Genomic DNA, 21,513 nt, shown 5'->3' on the forward strand with positions numbered 1-21,513 from the left:
GAGCAGGCCGATGCAATAGCAGCATACCATTTCTACAGAAGCATTTACAGATGCGAGAACATCTGGCTGCTTTATGATACCAGAACAGACGGAATGAAGAACGGTGAAGTGAGCCGTTTTGTAAAGCAGCTGAAGTATCACCACAATGTGAAGATCAACGAATTCACCACACAGAACCCTATCATGTCCTCAAAGGACAATTCTGAAATAAAGGTTGAGAAGACTCAGGCTATAATGGAGAAACTGGAAAGATTCTGCAGAAAGGAAAACGGGAAATACATATCCGCCAGTTCACTCAAGACCTATCTTTCATGTCCGCTGAAATTCTACCTCAACAGCGTGGAAGGCCTGAATGAGGAGCAGGAGATAGATGAAGACATTGCGGCGAACACTTTCGGCAATCTGTACCACCAGTCCATGCAGGCAATCTATGAACCATACGTTGGCAGGCAGGTGAGCGAAAAGGACCTGGAGGAGATTATACGCAGTCTGAGAATGGAAGATCCGTTGATTCTGAAGAACCTGGAAAGAATATTCGCTGAAAACAATCTGGGACATATCAGGGGGCAGAACATAATAGTGTATAAAGTTCTTCTCAAATATCTTGAACTCACACTTGAGCGTGACAAATCATTCGCTCCTTTCAGATACAGATACAGCGAAAAGAAATGGCTGCCGGAATTTGAAGGGGTGAACCTGATAGCATACATAGACAGGGCCGACATTGTTCACCGGATGCTCAGGATTTCAGACTACAAGACTGGCAACGTGGAGGACATTGACAAAAATGACGCCAGCAGTCTTCCGTTCAGCCTCTTCCCAGCTCCGGGAGAGGAATTCAAATACAAGACCTGGTTCCAGCTGTATTTCTATGCAATGATAATGCAGTTGGAGGAAGAGATTGATGGTGATGTCAACGTGTCAGTTTACCAGGTTGGGAAGCTGAGCGAGGACGGCGTTAAGACACGCTATGTCAGCAAGGAGGAAATCAACGATTTCAAGACAAAGATCTCTGAAACGCTGGCTAGCATTTTCAATCCTGAAATTCCTTTCACACAGGCGCCACAGGGGGCGAAGATCTGCGGATGGTGTCCGTTCAAATCAATTTGCAAAAGATAGACTATGAGCAGTACTCAGAAACTTAGAATATACAAGGCTTCCGCAGGAAGCGGTAAGACATTCACTCTAACCAAGGAATACATAAGAATGCTCCTTGAGAATCCAGAGGATGAATACAGGCATACTCTGGCCGTTACCTTCACAAACAAGGCCACGGAGGAGATGAAGGAAAGGATAATCAAGGAACTTCACATCCTGGCAAGCGACTGCAGCAGATCCGCTTATTTCAATGAATTCATCCAGCTGCCGGCAATAGCCTGTGAAAAAAATCCGCAGGAGGCGCTTACAAAACGTTCGAGGACAATTCTGGTAAGGATACTCAATGACTATTCATCTTTCAACGTGAGTACAATAGACAAGTTCTTTCAGGGTATAATGAGAACCTTTGCCAAGGAATTCGGTCACCAGTACAGCTACAACATTGAACTGGACAACGACAGCGTGATAGAGGCCGCCGTTGACAGAATGTACGCCTCACTTGAAGATGAAAGCAACAGTACGCTTCTGGACTGGCTGGTCAAGTATTCACTTGACAGAATAGATAACGGAAAGGGCTGGAGGGTAAAGGATGAAATAGCAAAGACGGCTACAGTTCTTCTTTCCGAAAACTTCTCACTGGATTCGAATGCTGATGAGACTCCTGCTCAGAGAATGGCCATGATAGAGAATCTGCAGAAAAAGTTCAGGCAGTGCAGGAAGGAGTTCAATGAAAGGGCGCTTGAACTGGCAAAGCAGGGACTGGAGCTTATGGGCAGTTTCAATCTGACCACAGCATCTTTCAAAGGGGGTTCAGCCAGCCCGTTCAAGCTCTATGACAAGATAATCAATGCAGGAACCAGACACAGCATGCCGCCAATGAGCGATTCATTTCTGAAACTGGAGGACAATATCGGTGCATGGGGCGTCAAGGGAAAGGATTTCACTGCGATAGCGGATGCCGGTCTGATGCGTAACGTAAAGGAGATAATTGCTCTTTACAGAAACGGTTACGCCATTTACAATACTGCCTCAATGCTGGAGAACAATGTGTATGTCTGGGGCCTCCTTGGAATGGTAAGGAACTATATGACGGAATGCTGCGTTGAAAAGAACATAATCCTTCTGCCGGAATCAACCAAGCTGCTGAACGCCATCATTGACGGTGAACAGACCCCGTTCATTTATGAAAGGGTTGGTACATATCTCAAGCACTTCCTTCTTGACGAATTCCAGGACACATCCAACCTGCAATGGAGGAACTTTGTTCCATTGCTGCACGAAAGCCTTTCAAACGGCAACTCCAACCTTATAGTAGGAGATGTCAAGCAAAGCATATACCGCTGGAGGAATTCGAACTGGAAGATTCTCGGACAGGAAGTCCGGGATCTGTTCGGAATGCACAGCAAGGATGAAACGCTTGAGAACAATTTCAGAACCCTGGGCAACATCATTGCATTCAACAATGAGTTCTATGAATATTTTGCCGCCAATATTGGCAATGAGGATTCAGGCAACATAATAGACATAGAGTCTCTTTATTCTGACTGCACTCAGAAATTGAGTAATAGGCTCAACAACAGGAAAGAGAAGGGCTATGTTGAAGTCTCATACTGCCCCGTGCTTGAAACACTTGTTGAAAAAGTGAAGTTTCTCTGTGCTCACGGATATCTTCCATCACAGATAGGCATTCTCACCAGAACTAATGCTCAGGGCGAGGAAATAGCCTCAAGACTGATGCAGGAAGGAATGAGCGTTGCCACGGTTGACACGCTTACGCTTGGAAGCAACGGTGCGGTAAGCTCGGTCATTGACTATCTGAAAGAGATAGACCATTCGAATGACATCTGCCGCCAGGCCCACAGACTGCTCTCAGGCATTGAGGGAAGCCATCTTCTCAGTGAGAAGGAAATGGAACGTTACTCATCCCTTTCACTTTACCAGATGGCGGAAACAATAATAAGGGAGAAACTCAAGGACAAGGCCGGGGACAATTCACAGTTCCTCTGCTCGCTGCTTGACAGCATCCTGGAATACAGCCGCAGCAACGGCGCATCGCTTCCGGCATTCCTCAAATGGTGGAACGATTCAGGAAACGCTCAGAAAATATCCTCAGCATCTGACAGGAATGCGGTGAACATCCTTACCATCCACAAATCCAAAGGTCTGGAATTCGAGGCTGTTATAATTCCGTATTTTGAATTCAAGCCCGCTTCCTCCGGCAAGGATCTGTGGAGTTCCAGTGCTAATTCCACATTCGATTATGACCTGCCTATGAATGTCAGACCCGGCAAGGCACTCAAGCAGTCACTCTTCAAGGATGATTACCTGAACGAATGTGCCGAATCATTGGTTGACAACATAAACATTGCATACGTGGCATTCACAAGGGCGAAAAGTGCACTTTATGTCCTGGCAAAGGAAGACAGCAAGGACATTCTTCTCTCATTCCTTCAGAACACCCGGAGTCTGAACGACCCTTGCGGGCTCAAGTCAGGGTTCAGTTATCTTGAAGATACGCAACGTTCAATAAAGAGCTATTCGTACGGAGAGCTCTGCGGTCCTATGGAAAGCGAGAAAAAGAACGCAAGCATGAGCCTGAAACTTGAGAAAGCCTTTGACCGGACTCCGGACCCGTCCAGGACGGTAACCGCCCTCACAGACTCGTACATAAATGACAATGAACTTTCAATAAGGGACAAGGGTATTCTCCTCCACGATGCCTTTGCAAGGGTTCAGTACATTGAAGACGTTGAAAGCATTGAAGATTCCGAGCTGCGTGAAAGGATAAGGGATTACACCAATCAGGTACGCCTTTACGGCTGGTTCTGGAACAGGGCTGAGCATGCGGCCGGAACCAGGATTCTCAATGAAACAGGCATAACGAGCCCCGATGGTGAACTTTGCCGCCCCGACAGAATGATTCTCCGCAAGAATGAGAACGGCGGAACGGATGCAACTGTCATTGACTACAAGTTCGGAAAGGCTGGCAATTCCATATTCAAATACCGCAGGCAGGTGAAAGCTTATATGAAACTGCTGGAGCAGATGGGCTGCACCAATGTGAAAGGTTACATCTGGTATGTAGGAAACGAAGTTGAGGAAGTCAGATAGTTTACCAGAGCTTTTCGGTAAGCTGCTTTATGATATAAGGAGCGTAACGCTCTTCATACAATATCTGATAAACAGCCTCTGCAATAGGCATGTCAACCCTGAATTCCTTGTTTATCTCGTTTATGCAGCGGCTTGCATAGTAGCCTTCGGCAACCATATTCATCTCCGCCTGAATGCTTTTTACGGAATATCCCTTGCCAACCATGCTTCCGAAGGTCCTGTTCCTGCTGAACTGGGAATATCCTGTTACAAGCAGGTCTCCCAGATATGCCGAAGTTGTAAGCACCCTTGATGCATCGGGGTGCGTGGCGTTGAGGAACTCGGCTATTTCATGGTAGGCGTTGGTCATCAGAACAGCCATGAAGTTGTCTCCATAGCCCAGGGAATGGCACATTCCACTGGCGATGGCGTAAATATTCTTGAGAGCTGCCGTATATTCCACTCCGTATATGTCAGTTCCCGGCTTGGTCTTTATATAGCTGCACCCGAAAATGTCACAAAGAGCCCTCGCATTCTCAACATGCTTGCTGGAGAGAGTCAGATACGAGAGTTTGTGCATGGCAACCTCCTCCGCATGTGAAGGCCCGCTAATTATACCGATAATGTCAAAAGGTATGTTTCTTTCAAAATGAAAATATTCAGCAATTGTCTGATTCTTTTCGCCCACGAAACCTTTTATGGCGGAAATCAGAAACTTGTCCTCAAGAGATGATTCAATCCGGTTGGCAATGCCAAGGAAATATGCGGAAGGTGTACAGAAAACCAGCACGTCCGCATTCTCAACCACCTCGTTCACATCACTGCTCATGAGCAGCCTTGAAGGGTCGAGATATACCGAGCGCAGATATTTGGGATTCCTTTCCTCCTCCCTTATCCTTTCTATGGTCTTGCTGTTACGTATGTACCAGCCAACCTTCTCATTATGATTCAGAAGCAGAGTAACAAGAGCGGTAGCCCAGCTTCCGCTTCCTATAACTGCAAATCTGAGATTATCCCTGTCGAAAAATTGTTTTGTGTCCATTATTGTGCATCTGTTTCAAGGGCGTTACAAACATACCAGCTGTCTTCCAGCAATGAAGTGGAATCAAGCGCTGCGGCAACCGCCATATGGTCACATCGCTCGTTCTGCGGATGATTGTTATGCCCTTTTATCCAAGTGAAAGCCACATTGTGCTTTCTATATACTTCAAGGAATCTCTTCCAGAGATCCGGATTCTTCTGTTTTGCGAAATTCTTCTTCTCCCAGGAGAAAAGCCAGCCTTTGTTCACTGCGTCAACCACATATTTCGAGTCTGAGACTATACGGACATTGCAGCCTGTATATTTCAAGGTCTCAAGACCAACTATCACTCCAAGCAGCTCCATTCTGTTGTTGGTGGTAAGCGCATAGCCGGCGGACATCTCCTTGACGTGAGGTCCGTACTGCAATATGACCCCGTAGCCTCCCGGGCCGGGATTGCCGCGGCTTGAGCCATCGCTGTATATGAATATTGTCCTGTCCTGATTCACGCCTCAGGCAATGTTTTTAGGGCCTTTCTCCCTTGGCGCCTCGAATTCCTTCACAGGCATGGGGTTGGCGTGCATCCTGTCGTATCTGATCCTATTGCGGTATATGTCCATTGCCATATATATGGCGCTCATCATTGACTGAGGATTGGCCTTGTTCTTGCCGGCAAGATCAAAGGCTGTTCCATGGTCAGGGCTGGTTCTTACAATCGGAAGACCGGCGGTGAAGTTCACTCCTGCGTCAAAGGCAATCGACTTGAAAGGAATGAGCCCCTGGTCGTGGTACATTGCAAAGACAGCATCGAACTTGTACTGCATGTTTATGCTAAAGAAACCGTCAGGCGGATATGGTCCGAATGCAAGTATGCCCTCCCGCCCCGCTTTCTCTATTGCCGGTGAAATGATATTTGCTTCCTCTGAGCCGAGGAATCCGCGGTCGCCCGCATGCGGGTTCAATCCAAGTACTGCAATCTTTGGTTTCACTATGCAGAAATCCCTTTTCAGTGATTCGTTGATGATGCGCAGCTTGCTAAGAATCAGATCTTCGCTCAATGCCCCCGGAACCTTTGCTATTGGCAGATGATTGGTGGCCACTCCCACCCTCATCTTGTCGGCACAAAGAAACATTACGCCTTCCTTCTGTCCGAATTCATTCACCAGATATTCGGTATGGCCCGGAAAATGGAAAGTCTCCTGGTTGACCGCCCTCTTGTTGAAAGGAGCGGTGACAAGAACGTCTATATATCCGGCTTTCATCTCCTCAACCGCCTTTTCCAGTGCGGCAATAGCCGATTTCGAACCATCGTGCGTTAGCTGGCCCGGTTCAATCTGCATGTCAGGCACGCAGTTCACTATATTAACCCTTTTAGGGTGAGCCTCTTTGGCTGTGGCAATTACATTTGTGACTATGTTCTCGGTCTCGGCAATGAGTTTCCTGTAGAATCCGAAAGATTTTGAACTCCCGTAGATTACAGGAGTGCACATATCAAGAAGCCTGGCATCCGAGAGGCATTTGATTATCACCTCATAGCCTATTCCGTTGGTATCGCCCTGTGTGATTCCTATTCTGAGTTTATTGTTTTCCGACATTTTTCCAAATAAAAATAAAACTTTGCAAGTTAGTAAAATTTTCTGTGATTTATTAAATTTGCCATCGCAGTGGAAAAAATTGAGAGGATGCAGAACGTACTACAGACAGAAATACAATATTTGAGCGGTGTGGGTCCCAAAAGAGCCGAGATTCTGAAAAAAGAGCTGGACATTTCAACCATATCGGATCTGCTTCATTTCTTTCCTTTCAGATATGTTGACAAAAGCACTGTGTATGCAATAAGGGATCTGGTGCCCTCCATGGCATACGTGCAGGTCAGAGGTCGCATCCGCAGCATGCAGACTGTGGGCAATACGCCAAAGAACCAGCGTCTTGTACTAATGATGGAGGATCCCACTGGAATGCTTGAGCTGGTGTTCTTCAAGGGAGCCAGGTGGATAGAGTCAAAGATTGCCGTAGGCAGGGAATACATTGCTTTCGGAAGGCCGAGCGACTTCAATGGAAGCGTGAACCTTGTGCACCCTGAACTTACGCCAGTAACGGAGAATGTACTTCCGGGCGGATGCGCACTGATGGGGGTGTATCCCTCAACGGAAAAGCTCAAGGCCAACAACATTGGCAACAAGCTCATTTCAAAACTTCAGGAGGCCGCACTTGAAAAGGTCAAAGGGCAGATTCAGGAAACGCTTCCTGCAAAGATAATTGCAGACAAAGGATTGATGCCTCTTGCCGATGCGCTGTACCAGATTCATTTTCCCGGAAGCCAGCAGCTTCTGCAGAAGGCAAGGCTGAGACTCAAATGGGAGGAGCTGTTCTATCTCCAGCTGGGGCTTCTGAAACAGAGATGCATAAACACACGTGCAGGAAGCGGTTTCATTTTCCAGCACGTTGGAAAGAACTTCCACGACTGCTACAACTCTCTTCCATACCAGCTAACGAACGCTCAGAAAAGGGTTATACGCGAGATTCATTCCGACATGAAGAGCGGACACCAGATGAACCGTCTGCTGCAGGGCGACGTTGGAAGCGGCAAGACTCTTGTTGCCCTGCTCTCCGCACTGCTGGCTATTGACAACGGGCATCAGGCCTGCATAATGGCGCCAACCGAAGTGCTTGCACAGCAACATCTTGCATCCTTGACCAAATTCCTGCAGAAGACCGGGGTCAAAGTGGCTCTTCTTACAGGAAGCACCAAGCAGAAGGACAGAAAGCACATTCTTTCCTCACTTGCCGATGGTGAGACTCACATACTGGTAGGAACCCATGCTCTCATTGAGGACAATGTAGTTTTCAACTCTCTTGGTCTGGCCGTGATAGATGAGCAGCACAGATTCGGAGTTGAGCAGAGAAGCAAACTCTGGAACAAGAACAACGGAATGCCGCCGCACATACTTGTAATGACAGCCACCCCTATTCCGCGCACCCTTGCAATGACCTTGTACGGAGACCTCGATGTTTCTGTCATAGACGAACTGCCTCCAGGAAGGAAAGCTGTCAGAACCATTCACGCAATGGAAAACCAGCGCAGGAAAGTATTCGATTTCATGCGCGAACAGATACGCCTCGGACGTCAGATCTTTGTGGTTTATCCGCTTATCAAGGAAAGCGAGAAGATGGACTACAAGAACCTTGAGGAAGGCTATCAGGTTATTGTAAATGAATTCAAGGCACCTGACTATGTAACTGCAGTGGTCCACGGGAAACAGAAGAATGAGGACAAGGCATACGATATGGAACTCTTCAAGAACGGACGGGCGCACATACTGGTTGCAACTTCCGTGATTGAAGTTGGGGTTGATGTACCGAACGCTTCCGTAATGGTGATTGAGAGTGCGGAGCGGTTCGGTCTGAGCCAGTTGCACCAGCTCAGGGGACGTGTGGGACGTGGCTCTGACGAGTCATACTGCATACTTATGACAGGATATGCCCTGAGCAAGGAAAGCCGCCGGAGGATTGAACTGATGTGCAACACCTCAGATGGTTTCGAACTGGCCGAAGCGGACCTGAAGATGAGGGGTCCCGGAGACCTTGACGGAACAGTGCAGAGCGGTCTTGCAATAAAACTGAACATTGCAAACCTAGGAAGCGACGGCCAGATTCTGGAGGATTCCCGCAGATATGCAAGCGCATTGCTTGAAAAGGACCCCGATCTGTCGAGTCAAGGCAACGCACTTTTACGCACGATGCTCCGGATTCTCAAAGTCAACGGCGGACAGCCTGTGGATTTCTCACAGATCAGCTGATTGCAGCCTTGCATTGGATTTGTGTTTGTGCTTGTCAAAGATTAATTTTGCATTTTGTAGTGATTAATCACTCGATTACAACATTTGAACATAATTAGTGTATATGGAAGATATAAAGAACACCGAGGCTGCTCCTGAGCGCCAGTTGAATTTCCTTGAGGAAATTATTGAAAATGATTTGAAGAGCGGAAAGCATGAATCCATACAGACCAGGTTCCCGCCGGAGCCTAACGGCTACCTTCATATTGGCCACGCAAAGAGCATCTGCCTCAACTTCGGCCTTGCACAGAAATACGGTGGAAAGACCAATATCAGGTTCGATGACACCAACCCTGTAAAGGAGGATGTAGAATACGTTGATTCCATCAAGCAGGACATCAAATGGCTTGGATTCGACTGGGCCAACGAGTTCTACGCTTCAGATTATTTCGAGCAACTCTACCAGTGGGCCGAGGAGATGATAAGGAAAGGTCTTGCATACGTTGATGACCAGACACAGGAGGAAATCAGGATTGGACGCGGTACGGTGAACACTCCGGGCACCAACTCCCCTTACAGGGACAGAAGCGTTGAGGAGAACCTCAAGCTCTTCCGCGAGATGCGCGCCGGTGTTTACAAGGACGGTGAAAAGGTGCTCCGCGCAAAGATTGACATGGCTCATCCTAACATGATGTTCCGCGACCCTCTCATGTACAGGATAGTTCACGCAAACCACCACAGAACAGGTGACAAATGGTGCATCTACCCTATGTACGACTATGCGCACGGACAGAGCGATTCCATAGAGCACATCACCCACTCCATATGCACTCTTGAGTTTGACGTTCACAGGCCTCTGTACGACTGGTTCATCCAGCAGCTCGGCATTTTCCCAAGCCATCAGTACGAGTTCGCAAGACTCAACCTCACATACACTGTCATGAGCAAGAGAAAGCTTCTGGAGCTTGTACGCACAGGCATTGTAAACGGATGGGATGACCCTCGCATGCCTACCATCTGCGGCATCAGGAGAAGAGGTTACACTCCTGAGAGCATAAGGATGTTCGCCGAGAAGGTGGGTGTTGCCAAGAGAGACAACATCATAGACCTTTCGCTCATGGAATGGTGCGTAAGGGAGGACCTCAACAAACGCTCCAACAGATACATGGCTGTGCTCAAACCTGTAAAGCTTGTCATCACCAACTGGGAGAAAGGCAAGGTGGAATGGTTCGAGGCACCTCTCAACCCTGCGGATCCTGAAGGAGCAAAAAGAAGGATTCCTTTCACAGGCGAGCTTTACATAGACAGCGATGACTTCATGGAGGAGCCGCCAAAGAAATATTTCCGCCTGAAACCGGACGGAGAGGTACGTCTGAAATACACCTACATTATAAAATGCAACGGGGTGATCAAGGATGCAGAAGGCAATGTTGTTGAACTGCACTGCACTTACGATCCAAGCACACATCCTGCATCAGGCACCTGGCGTTCAGTTAAAGGTACTATCCACTGGGTGAGCTGTGAGCATGCTAAGGAGATTGAAGTAAGGCTCGTTGACCGTCTTTTCACTGAGCCTGACATGGGCAATATCCCTGAGGACAAGAACTTCAAGGACTACCTCAACCCTGATTCAATGGTTGTAACAAAGGCACTGGCCGAGCCTGCATTGCTTGAGGACAAGAGCGGCATAGCCGTTCAGTTCGAAAGAACAGGTTATTTCTTCAAGGACAAGGATTCAACCGGGGAGAAGGCAGTGTTCAACAAGACCGTAAGTCTCAAGGATTCATTCAAGAAATAGAATTCAACAGGCAATATGATAAAGTCAATGACAGGTTACGGCAAATCCGAATGCGATTTGTCAATTGGAAAGGTGATTGTTGAATTGAGGTCTGTAAACGGCAAGAACGCGGACATCAGCATAAAGTCATCACTCGTACCACGTGACAAGGAAATTGAAATAAGGAAATATATATGCGAGAAACTCAGCCGCGGAAGCATAGACCTTTTTGCCAATCTTGCCCCCGGGCAGACTTCAGGCCTGAAGAACATAAACAAGGAAGCCTTCCTGCATTATTACAGCCAGATATGCAACATCCTCAAGGAAGCCGATATCTGGGAACCTGACAATCTTGCGGCAACTGTCCTGAGAATGCCAGATGTAATTGACACGGCAAAGTCGGAATTCACCGAGAACGACTGGACAGCAATGGACAAGGCAATCAAGGAAGCCGTTGAGAATCTGAACGCATTCAGGGCAAAGGAAGGCGCAACACTTTACAACGATGTAACAGGCAAGGTTGAGAACATTCTTTCATATCTTGCAGAAGTTGAGAGAATAGATCCACAGAGGGTTCCTATGATAAGGGAAAGGATTCAGAGCAAGATTGAGGAAGTATGCAAGGGCGGCAATCCTGAAAGGCTCGAGCAGGAAATGATCTTCTACATAGAGAAACTTGACATCAACGAAGAAAAAGTTCGCCTGCGCCAGCACTGCAAGTACTTCATGGACACGATTGACAATGAGACGCTTCCGGGCAGGAAACTGGGCTTTATAGCACAGGAGATGGGCCGCGAGATAAACACAATGGGCTCAAAGGCCAACAACGCCGAAATCCAGCAGCTGGTTGTAAGGATGAAGGACGAACTTGAAAAAATAAAGGAGCAGTCACTCAACATTCTGTAACCGCTCCTTCAAGTATTATTTTCTTATCCACCTCTCGAACCGGAATTTCAGGACAGAGGTGGATTTTTTATCAAGCTCCTCCATCCACTCGCCGGCTTCAGCCATTTTCCATTTTTCCACAGCGATGGCAGGGAAGAACTTCTCCGCCTCGGGGCAGTCCTTGCAGACCCTTGTGATATCCAGTTCATCAACCATATCGATGCACTGCTGGTATATGCTGGCTCCTCCTGTCACGAAACAGGTATCGGAACCATCGCAGGTGGAAGAAAGTGAGAAGGCCTGTGAAAGGTCCTTCACTGCAAAAAGCTTGCTATTGGCTGCAAGAGGCTGGCTTCCGTACTGCTGCATGAATGCATCGGGATTGGAAGTGACAACTATATTGGTGCGGCCCGGAAGCGCCTTGCCAATGGACTCGAAGGTCTTTCTGCCCATGATTACAGGATGCCCCGTTGTCACGGCCTTGAAACGCTTGAGGTCTGCGCTCAGATGAACCAGCAGATCGTTGCCGGCACCTATTGCATTGTCATTGGCCAATGCAACAATAACAATCTTTTTCATACTGCAAATACAGGATTCGGCAACTACATTGACATTCCGCCACAAACGGAGATTACCTGTCCTGATACGAATGATGAAAGGTCACTGCCCAGGAAAGTGCACACATCGGCAATGTCCTCAGGGGTACCGCCTCGTCTGAGAGGAATCTTTGAAACCCATGCGTCACGAACCTCCTGAGAGAGTTTGAGTGTCATATCAGAAATGATGAAACCCGGAGCAACTGCATTGGCTCTTACGCCTCTTGGGCCGAGTTCCTGCGCAATGGATTTTGCAAGTGCAATCATACCGGCCTTTGAAGATGAGTAATTGCACTGTCCGGCATTTCCGTGAACACCTACAACAGAGCTCATGTTTATGATTGAGCCACCTCTCTGCCTTATCATTACAGGAGAGATTGCGTGTATGAAGTTGAAAGCGGATTTGAGATTGACATTGATTACCGCATCCCACTGTGCCTCGCTCATCCTGAGCATGAGTCCGTCCTTTGTAATGCCGGCATTGTTAACGAGTATGTCAATTCTGCCGAACTCCTTCATAACTGCTTCAACTGCATCGTGAGCCTGCTGGAAATCGGCTGCGTTTGAAGCAATGGCAATGCATTTGACGCCATAGCTCTCAACGTCCGCCTTTGTTTTCTGTGCATTCTCGTCAATAACAAGATCGGTGAAGGCAACATTCGCACCTTCGGAAGCGAACTTGATGGCAATTGCCCTGCCTATTCCTTTTGCAGCACCTGTGATAAGTGCATTTTTTCCTTCAAGAAGTTTATTCATAGTTTCAAGTGTTATTTCAATTGTTGTCAATTTGAAAGGACCATTTCGGCATAAAGATCATACTCATCCGAATCAACTGTCCTTACGTCAACAAATTTACCTATTAAGGACTCAGGATTCAAATTTCCATACACTTTTCTGCAGGAAGACATTGGTATCAGAATTTCGCCATCTACCTCAGGGCTCTCATGCTGTGACCTGGAAACAAGGAAATCCGACTCAATCCTGTCTATGAGTACCTTTTCAATTCTCCCAAGTCTTGCCTCATTTGCCGCGGCTGAAATAGCAGACTGAAGTTCCATCAGTTTCTCATAGCGTTTCCGCTTGGTTGACATCCGCACATTGTCCTTGTAATGCTCTGCGGCGTATGTACCATCCTCCTGACTGTATGTGAACGCTCCAAGCCTCTCGAAACGGTTTCTGGCAACAAAGTCAAGGAGCGAGTTGAAATCACGGCTTGTCTCGCCGGGGAATCCTACAATGAGAGTTGTTCTCAGAACTATGCCGGGAATACGCTGGCGCAAGCTGTCAATCAGTTTCTGCGTCCGAGCCGAACCTATGCCCCTGTGCATGTTCTTGAGAACGGTGTTGGAACTGTGCTGGAGAGGTATGTCAAGGTATTTGCAAATCTTGGGATTGCTTGCCATCAGCTCTATCACATCCTCCGGAAAATCATCCGGATATGAATAGTGAATCCTTATCCATTCTAATCCCTTGATGGCCGAAAGTCTTTCCAGCAGCGGAGCAAGCATACGTTTGCCATAGAGGTCCAGACCGTAATATGTAGTATCCTGTGCTATGACAATGAGTTCCTTCACGCCGTTTGCCGCAAGTTCCCGGGCTTCCCTTTCAAGTTCCTCCATTGGAATGGAAACGTGCGGACCGCGTATGAACGGAATAGCACAATATGCGCATCTTCTGTTGCATCCTTCGCTGATTTTCAGATATGCGTAGTGCTTGGGGGTGGTCTGATACCTGGATGTACAGAGTTCAGGCCTGTAATCAAAACCGAGATATTCCACCACGTCCTTTATGTTGAAAGCGCCGAAAAACGCATCAACCTCAGGAATCCCTTCCTTTAGTTCTGAAAAATAACGCTGGCTCAGGCATCCGAAGACAAGAATCTTTCCTGCCAGACCGGCCTTCTTGGCCGAAACGGCCTTGAATATCATGGAAATGGACTCTTCCTTTGCGTCCTGAATGAAGCCGCAGGTATTTATGACTATGCAGTCTATGAAACTTCCGGCAGCATCCTTTGAATCCGTGTTATCTATGGAATAGTCTGAAGGCAGAAGTTCAATCCCGTATGAATCGAACTGGCGCATGAGATGCTCCGAATCCACAAGATTCTTTGAGCATCCCATTGTAATCACCAATATGTGCGGCTTCTTCCTTGCAGTCATTTTCGCCCTATTCCTTGTCTGCCTGCTCCATTTCCTCCTCTGTCATGAAGTCCAGGGAAGCATATTCCTTTATAAGGTTATACCATTCAACCACCTTTCTCATGTGAGAGACATAGAAACGGTCCCTGTCATAATTCGGGAGAGCCTTCTCGAAGAATGCAACGAGCTCCTTCTGGTCGGCCTTCTTTGCCGGTGCAGGATTATCGCCAAGTACATCCTTCATCTTGAGGAAAAGTTCCGCAAGCTTGATTTCATCCTCATCCGTATATATGGCAATGTCGGCCATCGAGCTCATCTTTGCGCTCAAGCCTGCACACATTCTCTTCTTTGTTGTCAATGATTCAACCACAGCGCCGTTCTTAGCCTGCTGAACATAAAGGAACAATCCGCTCTCACCGCTGATTGAAAGAATCTTTCTAAGATCTGTTTTCATTTTTCTCTTTGTTATTGTTATTGAATTCCACGCTCTTTCTTTATCTGATCGTATGCTTCGTGGATTTTATTGAATTTCTCTTCCGCTGCTTTGCGTACATCCTCTCCAAGTGACTCAACCTTGTCCGGATGATGCTTCATTGCCATTTTCCTGTAAGCCTTCCTGACTTCATCATCTGTGGCCTCAGGACTTACTTCAAGCACCTTGTAAGCGTCCTCGATGCTGGTGCCGAACATTCCAAGAACCGAATCGGCATCGGCATTCGAAATTCCCAGGAACTGAGATATACGCTTGAGCACTTCAAGTTCCGCATTGCTTACAACACCATCGGCCTTTGCTATTCCGGCCAGAAAGTGGAAAAGCTGCAATCTCTGGGATATATTGGTGAACTGGCGTATCTGAATGCACACCTCTGACAGCTCAAAATCCTTCTGCAAAAGTTCCTTAAGAACATTGAGCGCATTAACAGCCCCTTCCTCACCAAAGTTATCGCGCAGGAACTTCTTCACGTAATCAAGTTCGGAGCGCATCACCTTGCCATCGGCCTTCATTACGGCGGCGCTCAGGACCAGAAGGGATATCATGAAACTGTTCCTCTGCTCAGTGCTGCTGTAAGAATTGTATGAGTCATCGCCGGTAGAAGAACGTGAAGCGGCAATGCTGATGGTCTCAAAGCAGCTGCCTAATAGAAAAGCTACAATGCCTCCTATAGGGCCGAACATAGCCCATCCGAAAGCGCCCATCAACCATTTACCAAGTCCCATCCCGTCTGGTTTTCAATTAATTATTAAATCCGTTCCTATTTATTGTGCTGCCTGCGAATTCCAGCATCTGCAAATGAACCTGAAGCACCTGCGGCAGCAAGGCTGTGTTATTGTCTGCAAATATAACAAAATCCGAGCAGGAAATACGCTGCTCATCGCTCCATTGTTTATTGAGTCTGGCAAGGACAGCCTCGCAGGATGCATTGTCACGCCTCATGACCCTTTGAATTCTTGTTTCAAGATTGGCTGTGACCGTGAGCGTCCTGTCCGTGAACCGCTTCACGAACGGCTTCTCAAGCAGTATCGCGGACTCCATCATAACGTAAGGAACCTTGCCTGCAAAAGAATTCTTCCAGCGGATGAAATCGTCCATAACGGCCGGATGAACCAGTCTTTCAACCTCAATGAGCAATCCAGGATTTGAGAAGATCCTGGGACCCATCACTTCTGGCATGAAAACCCCGTCCCGGAATATATCATCTCCCAAAAGTGCGCACAATGATTCTCCCAGTTCTGAACCATAAACATACAATGACTTTGTCCGGCTGTCGGAATCATATACGGGCACGCCTATATGAGCGAAAATATTGGAAACGTATGTCTTTCCGCTTCCTATTCCTCCGGTAATGCCCAGTACGGCAGTTAGGTTCTCCTTGTTTCCTGAAATGTCATGCCTGTAAATTCCCATGGAACGAGAGAGCTTTAATACATCAATTGAAATTGCACTGAACGAACTGCGGCTCGCATTCAAGGCCGAACACGTTCTTGTCGTTGCTCCTTACTTCCACCCGGGCGAATGAGCCATCAATGAGTTTTCGATAATCTACATAAACATCGAAATCCCTGGCATCCAGAGGTCTGCGTTGGCTGAAAGGAAGCCTGTACTTTACTGTAACCTGATTAGGTGTGAAGAACACACTCCTCCCTTGTGGAAAATGTCTGGGCTCTATGTACAGAGGGATCTGCGCCTCAAAGAACCTTTCAACATCTATTGAATATGACACATCATTGCTTGAATAATCCACTCCCGATGGATTAAGAAGCAAAACATGTCCGCGTCTGTCACGTGAAAGATTGTTCAGACTCAGCGGATAGGTATGCACTTCATTGATTCTGGCAACAACGGTGGAATCTCCGTACAGAACAATTGAATCGGTGGAAAGCTGCAATCCGCGGACAGATGTGTACTGTTCCTTGAAAGACACTTTCATATCCGGAATCACAGGAACCTTCTTATTTACCTGATGCTGAAATTCAAGTAACAGAGTGTCGGAAATCATTCGCTCGAACACAAAATCATTGCCCATGGAATTTTTCACATCGTCCGTGATTGTTTTTGAGAGCGCCATGAAGATGTTAGGATTTGTCCTTGAGTGGAAAAGATGCTTTCCATCAACGTAGAAGCGCACCACCTGATCCTCAGCTGAGGAAAAGAAATATCTTTTGATGATCTTGAAGCCGCTTGCCCGCACCGCTATTGTAACAGGCTTCACGGAAACGCCTGTATGGGCTCTGTGTATGAGGTTGGACGAAACCTCGGCCGTATAATCGAAAGAAGTGACATAATCCTTTGAAAGATAAAGGATACCCCACATGAAAAAAGCCAAAAGGAGAGAGACAGCCATTGGACCGGCATTGTCCCTCACCTTTTTTAAAATGGAACGTACTGTATTACCTGGTCTGAACATCAGACATGTCCTTTACAACAGCGCTCTTGTCAACCTTGAGCTTCACATCAGGAGCAACCTTAATGAGAATGGTGGGGTTATCGGCATCAACCTCATCAACCTCGCCGTATATTCCGCCTATGGTCACTATTTTGTCACCCCTCTTGAGTTCATTCCTGAATTTGGCAAGTTCCTTCTGCTTTTTCTGCTGAGGGCGGATCATGAAGAACCACATTACAACGAAAATAAGGACCATCATAATGATGAAACTCATATTGGAACCACCCTGAGCCTGTAAAAATGTGTAAATCATATCTGTTTTATTTATTCAATTAATATTTGCCGTTTATTTTTCATCTGCGCCTGCCAGACCGCCAACAAGTCCGCGGCCTGTCTTCACTATTGTACCGTCATTCAGCAGTTTCTGAATGATACGGTCAAGAAGTCCGTTCACAAAGGACTTGCTGTTTGCAGTGCTGTAATACTTGGAGATGTCCACATATTCATTTATGGTAACCTTTACAGGTATTGTTTCAAAGGCAACCGCCTCGGAAATGCCCATTACAATAAGAGCCATATCCGTGGATACGAGTCTTTCGGGTTCCCAGTTGGAAATATGTGATGAAACCAGTGAGATATAATCATCGTACCTGGCCATTGAATGGCTGAGCAAGGTGAGAGCGAACTCCCTGTCATCCTCCTTTGCAAACACTTTGACATTGGGGACCTTGCCGCTACGTGCAATTTCTCCAAGGTTCTTGAGAATGAGATTCACGGCATAAACCATGTCGTCCATCCACATCAGGCTTCTGTCCTCGAGAATGTCCTCAAGGGCTTCGTTGTCCTCGAACTCTGATTCAAAAATTGCGCGTATCAGCTGAACATCCTCCTCCAGACTGTCATTCGAAGAGTTCATGTAGTTCGTGAAATATTCACTTGCCACAACGGATGCATACATTTTCCTGAGGAAACTGTCCTCGGCATCCCACAAAAGACCTTTCTTCTGAAGAAGCTTGCAATAAGCGGGATCATTCTCAATGATTGAAATGAATCTGTTGTTCACGAACTTGAGATTAGGATGCGCCTCCTCCTCTGTAGGATGAAACTTGCGCATTCCGTTGTCTATCTTTGTCCGTGCTATTTTCTTAAGCTCAACCGGAATTCTTAAAAGGAAGTAAAAAAGGTCAATGGTCTGTTCGCAGGAATTGAGCAGATCTGCCTTTGCGGCATCCTCGTTGCGCATATTGGCGGCAATCTTGCTGAAAAGAACTTTAAAAACCTTTACCCTTATCAAACGTCTGTTCAACATAGAAACATACTTTATTCCAAAATATTTGCAAAGATAGGCTTTTACAAGCAAAAAAAATTCTATCTTTGTCAAACTTTTAGAAAATTTAACAAACTAGCTATGTATTTGGAAGATTTAGAAAGCTCAGCTGCGTTTGAGCGAAGCGGTGATGACGTTTATTCAAAGCCGGTGAGGGCAGGCAAAAGGACCTACTTCTTTGATGTTAAAGCCACAAAAGGCAATGATTATTATCTTACTATCACAGAAAGCAAGAGAAGGGTTGAGAAGGACGGCAGGTTCGTTTATGACAAGCACAAGATCTTCCTCTACAAGGAGGACTTCGAGAAATTCACTGAATCTCTTGCTGAAGTCATTGATTTCATAAAAGCGAAATGTCCGGTAACTGAAAGCAACTATTCAGAGGGCGGCAATTTCACAGACGTTGATTTTGACAAGCTTTAATGCATTTCAATGCATAAAGGAACAAGAACCTTTTATAGGGCGGTCTTTCGGCCGCCTTTTTGCATTTCACGCCAATGCATACGTGCAGTCTGTGTGGCATCAAAATTATAAAATCATAGTATTTTTTTGTAATTTTGACATCGTGACGAATTTTAACCATTTCACGGATTATCAGGCGAATGAAGCTTATGACGGATGAATTTGAATACAATTATGTGATAGCAGGACGCCCTGGGTACTACCAGGCCGGATACAAGGATATAATGGATTCACCACAGGTAAGCTGGCACAGCAGCCATTACAGCGGTTTCAGGACATTCTGGGAGAAGCAGGCTGTCCTCTGGAATTTTGCAAAGATTCCGAACAAACTTATCAGGACTCCGTTTGCAGGATACGTTTTCCCGCACCTCTACCCCCACCATTTCACCGACAACAAGCCATTGTGCTTCCTTTTCTTCGGCAACACCCACAAGGTTTACAGATCAAACTATACAGAGTACCTCAGGAAGACATACCCCGGCGTGAAACTCGTTCTGTTTCTCCAGGACCTCATATCGCGCCATTACTCCTTTGACCTTGAAGAAGCCCGGAGCAAGTTTGACATTATAATCAGTTACGACCGCGGCGAGGCCCATCGTGAAGGACTGCTCTTCCACCCCACCCCTATGTCCAGAGTAGAAATAAATGACAATCCCGGCATTCCTGCAAGTGACGTATATTTCTGCGGACACGCAAAATCCCGGTACCATCAGGTGCACGAAGTGTTCCAGCTATGCACAAAGGCCGGTCTTAAATGCGATTTCAACATACTTGGAATGCCTGTGCATGCAGGCCGCCTCAACGGCATAAGATATCTTTCAAAGCCAATATCCTACACAGAGAATCTTGAGAGAATGTACAGGTCAAAATGCATTCTTGAAATAATGCAGGAAGGTGCCGACGGCCACACTCCAAGACTATGGGAAAGCATCATATACGACAAGCACCTCATAACCAACAACTGCGCCATAAAGGACTCCCCTTTCTTCCACAGCGATGGCCATCACATCCTTTCCACCGTCACCCCTGAAGACATCAAAGAATGGATAGCCACCCCTGTACACTACCCCAAGGAGCTCAAGGACAGCCTCTCGCCCCGCCACCTCCTCCACTTCATAGACCAACAACTTTCCAGATGAGCAGACTATATGACTAGATGATTCAAATGAGGGACCCATCGCAGGTGGAAGGACTTTCCCGTTTCTTCAAGACAGGCCCGGGGCAGTATGGTGAGGGGGACGTGTTCCTTGGAATAAAAGTTCCGGTGACGTGCGAAGTTGTGAAAAGGATATGGAAAGATGTGCGCCTGGCTGCGCTTCTTACGCTGGTCCAGATTTTCAAGCATGCAAAAAAGGATATTGAATTGCAGAGAGCATGTGTTGCATATTATCTTTCTCACACAAAATATATCAATAACTGGGATCTGGTTGACCTTTCATGCTACGAGATTCTAGGAGCCTGGTTGCTTGACAAGGACAGGACTCTCCTTTACAGGAATGTCTCAAAGAGCGTATGTTTGAGCAGGGACTGTCTCAAAAGGATGTTGCCGGAATGCTGGGTACAAGCCAGTCAAGAATCAGCGAACTCCTTGCCGGGAAATGCAATCCCACATTCGAGTTGGCCCAAAACATATGCCGGATTCTTGGCATATCACCGGCCGTGGTTCTTGGAGTTTGACCGTTCCCAGCCTAATTATTCAGGAGACGTATGCTTTTGCATCCCAATACCGATGTACGTTTTCTATGGCTGTGTCGTGAAATCTGCGTAAATTCGCAGGACTTATTATCTGCGAGTATGATGCATATCCAATCCCCTCAAACAGACAGACCGAGAATGTACGTGCAGCCCGCGTGCAAACTCATCACATTGAATACACAACATCATATCCTTGCCGGTTCTTACGGAGAAAACAATCGGGCTGGCGGCTCCTTCGGAGGCGACAATACCAATGATTACGACGATAGCCTCTCCGAGTTTTTCAAGCTTTTGTACTAAAAATTCATAATTCGCTGAAAATAAATCACAAAACCCTTGTAACTCTCGTTATTTATTAGTATATTTGTGCTAATAAATATAGCGGCAATGAGAACAGGCAGACCGGTCAAACCAGAGACCATTTACAAGATGCAGATTCACGTCAGCAGGCGTGTCGCATACGAGGCCGACGACGTTGACAGGATGTACGGAGCCACCTGGCTTCTCGACAGGGTCGCGGAAAGGACCGGCCTTACGTCTGACCTTAGGAAGGTCTTCGCCGGCAACATGGAGATGGTCGGGCCCGCCACTCGTCGTTGAACAGAGAGAAAGCGGATTCCTCATTCTCATTCCAGACCTTCTCGAACTCCACGCACTTGGCGAAGAAGTCCTTGCAAGCATTCGACAATCTCCGGACGCTAAGCCGCTGCATATCGTTCACGATGATATCATTCCAGGCATCCTCGACATATTCCCGTAC

Annotated in this window: 20 protein-coding genes and 2 pseudogenes; 9 read left to right on the plus strand and 13 right to left on the minus strand. The window is 46.9% G+C overall.

Features of this window, described 5'->3' with window-relative positions; all coding sequences use genetic code 11:
* Positions 1-1,119: RecB family exonuclease (locus tag AC06L3_RS01860; RefSeq protein WP_475668930.1), on the plus strand; the 1,119-nt coding region annotated here is incomplete at its 5' end.
* A 3-nt stretch (positions 1,120-1,122) separates the two neighbouring features.
* Positions 1,123-4,209 carry a UvrD-helicase domain-containing protein gene (locus tag AC06L3_RS01865; protein ID WP_475668931.1) on the plus strand — a complete coding sequence of 1,029 codons (3,087 nt, stop codon included), beginning with the start codon at positions 1,123-1,125 and terminating at the stop codon, positions 4,207-4,209.
* A 1-nt stretch (position 4,210) separates the two neighbouring features.
* On the opposite strand, the gene AC06L3_RS01870 is transcribed toward AC06L3_RS01865, so the two are convergent.
* Genes AC06L3_RS01870 through pdxA form a run of 3 tightly spaced genes read right to left on the minus strand, consistent with a single transcriptional unit; the run spans position 4,211 to position 6,804 of the window.
* On the minus strand, positions 4,211-5,230 hold the full coding sequence (locus AC06L3_RS01870; protein WP_475668932.1) for an NAD(P)H-dependent glycerol-3-phosphate dehydrogenase: 1,020 nt from the start codon (positions 5,228-5,230) through the stop codon (positions 4,211-4,213).
* Entirely contained in the window at positions 5,230-5,718 is a 489-nt protein-coding gene (rnhA, locus tag AC06L3_RS01875) for a ribonuclease HI (RefSeq protein WP_475668933.1), read from the minus strand. The genes AC06L3_RS01870 and rnhA overlap by 1 nt, the downstream gene beginning before the upstream one ends.
* 3 nt (positions 5,719-5,721) lie before the next feature.
* Entirely contained in the window at positions 5,722-6,804 is a 1,083-nt protein-coding gene (gene pdxA, locus AC06L3_RS01880; protein ID WP_475668934.1) for a 4-hydroxythreonine-4-phosphate dehydrogenase PdxA, read from the minus strand.
* Between the two features lie 87 nt (positions 6,805-6,891).
* On the opposite strand from pdxA, the gene recG reads away from it, so the two are divergent.
* The 3 genes from recG to AC06L3_RS01895 all read left to right on the plus strand — a co-directional run bounded on the left by recG (position 6,892) and on the right by AC06L3_RS01895 (position 11,671).
* The gene (gene recG, locus AC06L3_RS01885; protein WP_475668935.1) at positions 6,892-9,009 is read left to right on the plus strand and encodes an ATP-dependent DNA helicase RecG; all 2,118 of its coding nucleotides are present in this window, start codon (positions 6,892-6,894) and stop codon (positions 9,007-9,009) included.
* A 103-nt stretch (positions 9,010-9,112) separates the two neighbouring features.
* Entirely contained in the window at positions 9,113-10,786 is a 1,674-nt protein-coding gene (locus AC06L3_RS01890; RefSeq protein WP_475668936.1) for a glutamine--tRNA ligase/YqeY domain fusion protein, read from the plus strand.
* A 15-nt stretch (positions 10,787-10,801) separates the two neighbouring features.
* Positions 10,802-11,671, plus strand: coding sequence for a YicC/YloC family endoribonuclease (locus AC06L3_RS01895; protein WP_475668937.1), 870 nt, complete (start codon positions 10,802-10,804; stop codon positions 11,669-11,671).
* Positions 11,672-11,686: 15 nt separating this feature from the next.
* Here AC06L3_RS01895 and AC06L3_RS01900 read toward each other — a convergent pair whose 3' ends face one another.
* Genes AC06L3_RS01900 through AC06L3_RS01940 form a run of 9 tightly spaced genes read right to left on the minus strand, consistent with a single transcriptional unit; the run spans position 11,687 to position 18,578 of the window.
* Positions 11,687-12,229, minus strand: coding sequence for a dihydrofolate reductase (locus AC06L3_RS01900; RefSeq protein ID WP_475668938.1), 543 nt, complete (start codon positions 12,227-12,229; stop codon positions 11,687-11,689).
* A gap of 23 nt (positions 12,230-12,252) precedes the next feature.
* The gene (gene fabG / locus AC06L3_RS01905) at positions 12,253-13,002 is read right to left on the minus strand and encodes a 3-oxoacyl-[acyl-carrier-protein] reductase (protein ID WP_475668939.1); all 750 of its coding nucleotides are present in this window, start codon (positions 13,000-13,002) and stop codon (positions 12,253-12,255) included.
* Between the two features lie 26 nt (positions 13,003-13,028).
* Positions 13,029-14,405: a 30S ribosomal protein S12 methylthiotransferase RimO gene (gene rimO / locus AC06L3_RS01910; RefSeq protein WP_475668940.1), complete on the minus strand. Its 1,377-nt coding sequence runs from the start codon at positions 14,403-14,405 to the stop codon at positions 13,029-13,031.
* Between the two features lie 7 nt (positions 14,406-14,412).
* Entirely contained in the window at positions 14,413-14,838 is a 426-nt protein-coding gene (locus AC06L3_RS01915; protein WP_475668941.1) for a DUF5606 family protein, read from the minus strand.
* 17 nt (positions 14,839-14,855) lie between these two features.
* Complete coding sequence (locus AC06L3_RS01920) at positions 14,856-15,602, minus strand: TerB family tellurite resistance protein (protein WP_475668942.1); 747 nt, start codon at positions 15,600-15,602, stop codon at positions 14,856-14,858.
* A gap of 16 nt (positions 15,603-15,618) precedes the next feature.
* Positions 15,619-16,290 (minus strand): dephospho-CoA kinase, encoded by a 672-nt coding sequence (coaE, locus tag AC06L3_RS01925; protein WP_475668943.1) that lies wholly within the window; start codon positions 16,288-16,290, stop codon positions 15,619-15,621.
* A gap of 22 nt (positions 16,291-16,312) precedes the next feature.
* Entirely contained in the window at positions 16,313-17,227 is a 915-nt protein-coding gene (locus AC06L3_RS01930) for a CdaR family protein (RefSeq protein ID WP_475668944.1), read from the minus strand.
* 46 nt (positions 17,228-17,273) lie between these two features.
* Complete coding sequence (gene yajC / locus AC06L3_RS01935) at positions 17,274-17,582, minus strand: preprotein translocase subunit YajC (RefSeq protein WP_475668945.1); 309 nt, start codon at positions 17,580-17,582, stop codon at positions 17,274-17,276.
* Between the two features lie 33 nt (positions 17,583-17,615).
* A complete protein-coding gene (locus tag AC06L3_RS01940; protein ID WP_475668946.1) occupies positions 17,616-18,578 on the minus strand; it encodes a transcription antitermination protein NusB in 963 nt (320 codons plus the stop codon).
* 99 nt (positions 18,579-18,677) lie between these two features.
* Between AC06L3_RS01940 and AC06L3_RS01945 the strand changes: the two genes are divergently transcribed.
* From AC06L3_RS01945 to AC06L3_RS01960, 4 genes and pseudogenes are all read left to right on the plus strand, one after another.
* Positions 18,678-19,019: a DUF3276 family protein gene (locus AC06L3_RS01945; RefSeq protein ID WP_475668947.1), complete on the plus strand. Its 342-nt coding sequence runs from the start codon at positions 18,678-18,680 to the stop codon at positions 19,017-19,019.
* Positions 19,020-19,207: 188 nt separating this feature from the next.
* On the plus strand, positions 19,208-20,197 hold the full coding sequence (locus tag AC06L3_RS01950) for a WaaS/CpsH family glycosyltransferase (RefSeq protein ID WP_475668948.1): 990 nt from the start codon (positions 19,208-19,210) through the stop codon (positions 20,195-20,197).
* Between the two features lie 17 nt (positions 20,198-20,214).
* Positions 20,215-20,550: pseudogene (locus AC06L3_RS01955) on the plus strand (DNA alkylation repair protein); the annotation flags it as partial.
* A gap of 17 nt (positions 20,551-20,567) precedes the next feature.
* Positions 20,568-20,735, plus strand: a pseudogene (locus AC06L3_RS01960) (helix-turn-helix domain-containing protein); the annotation flags it as partial.
* Positions 20,736-21,297: 562 nt separating this feature from the next.
* Here AC06L3_RS01960 and AC06L3_RS01965 read toward each other — a convergent pair.
* On the minus strand, positions 21,298-21,513 hold a 216-nt coding region (locus AC06L3_RS01965; protein WP_475668949.1), incomplete at its 5' end, for a hypothetical protein.

It is taken from the genome of Candidatus Egerieousia sp. (assembly GCF_056211015.1).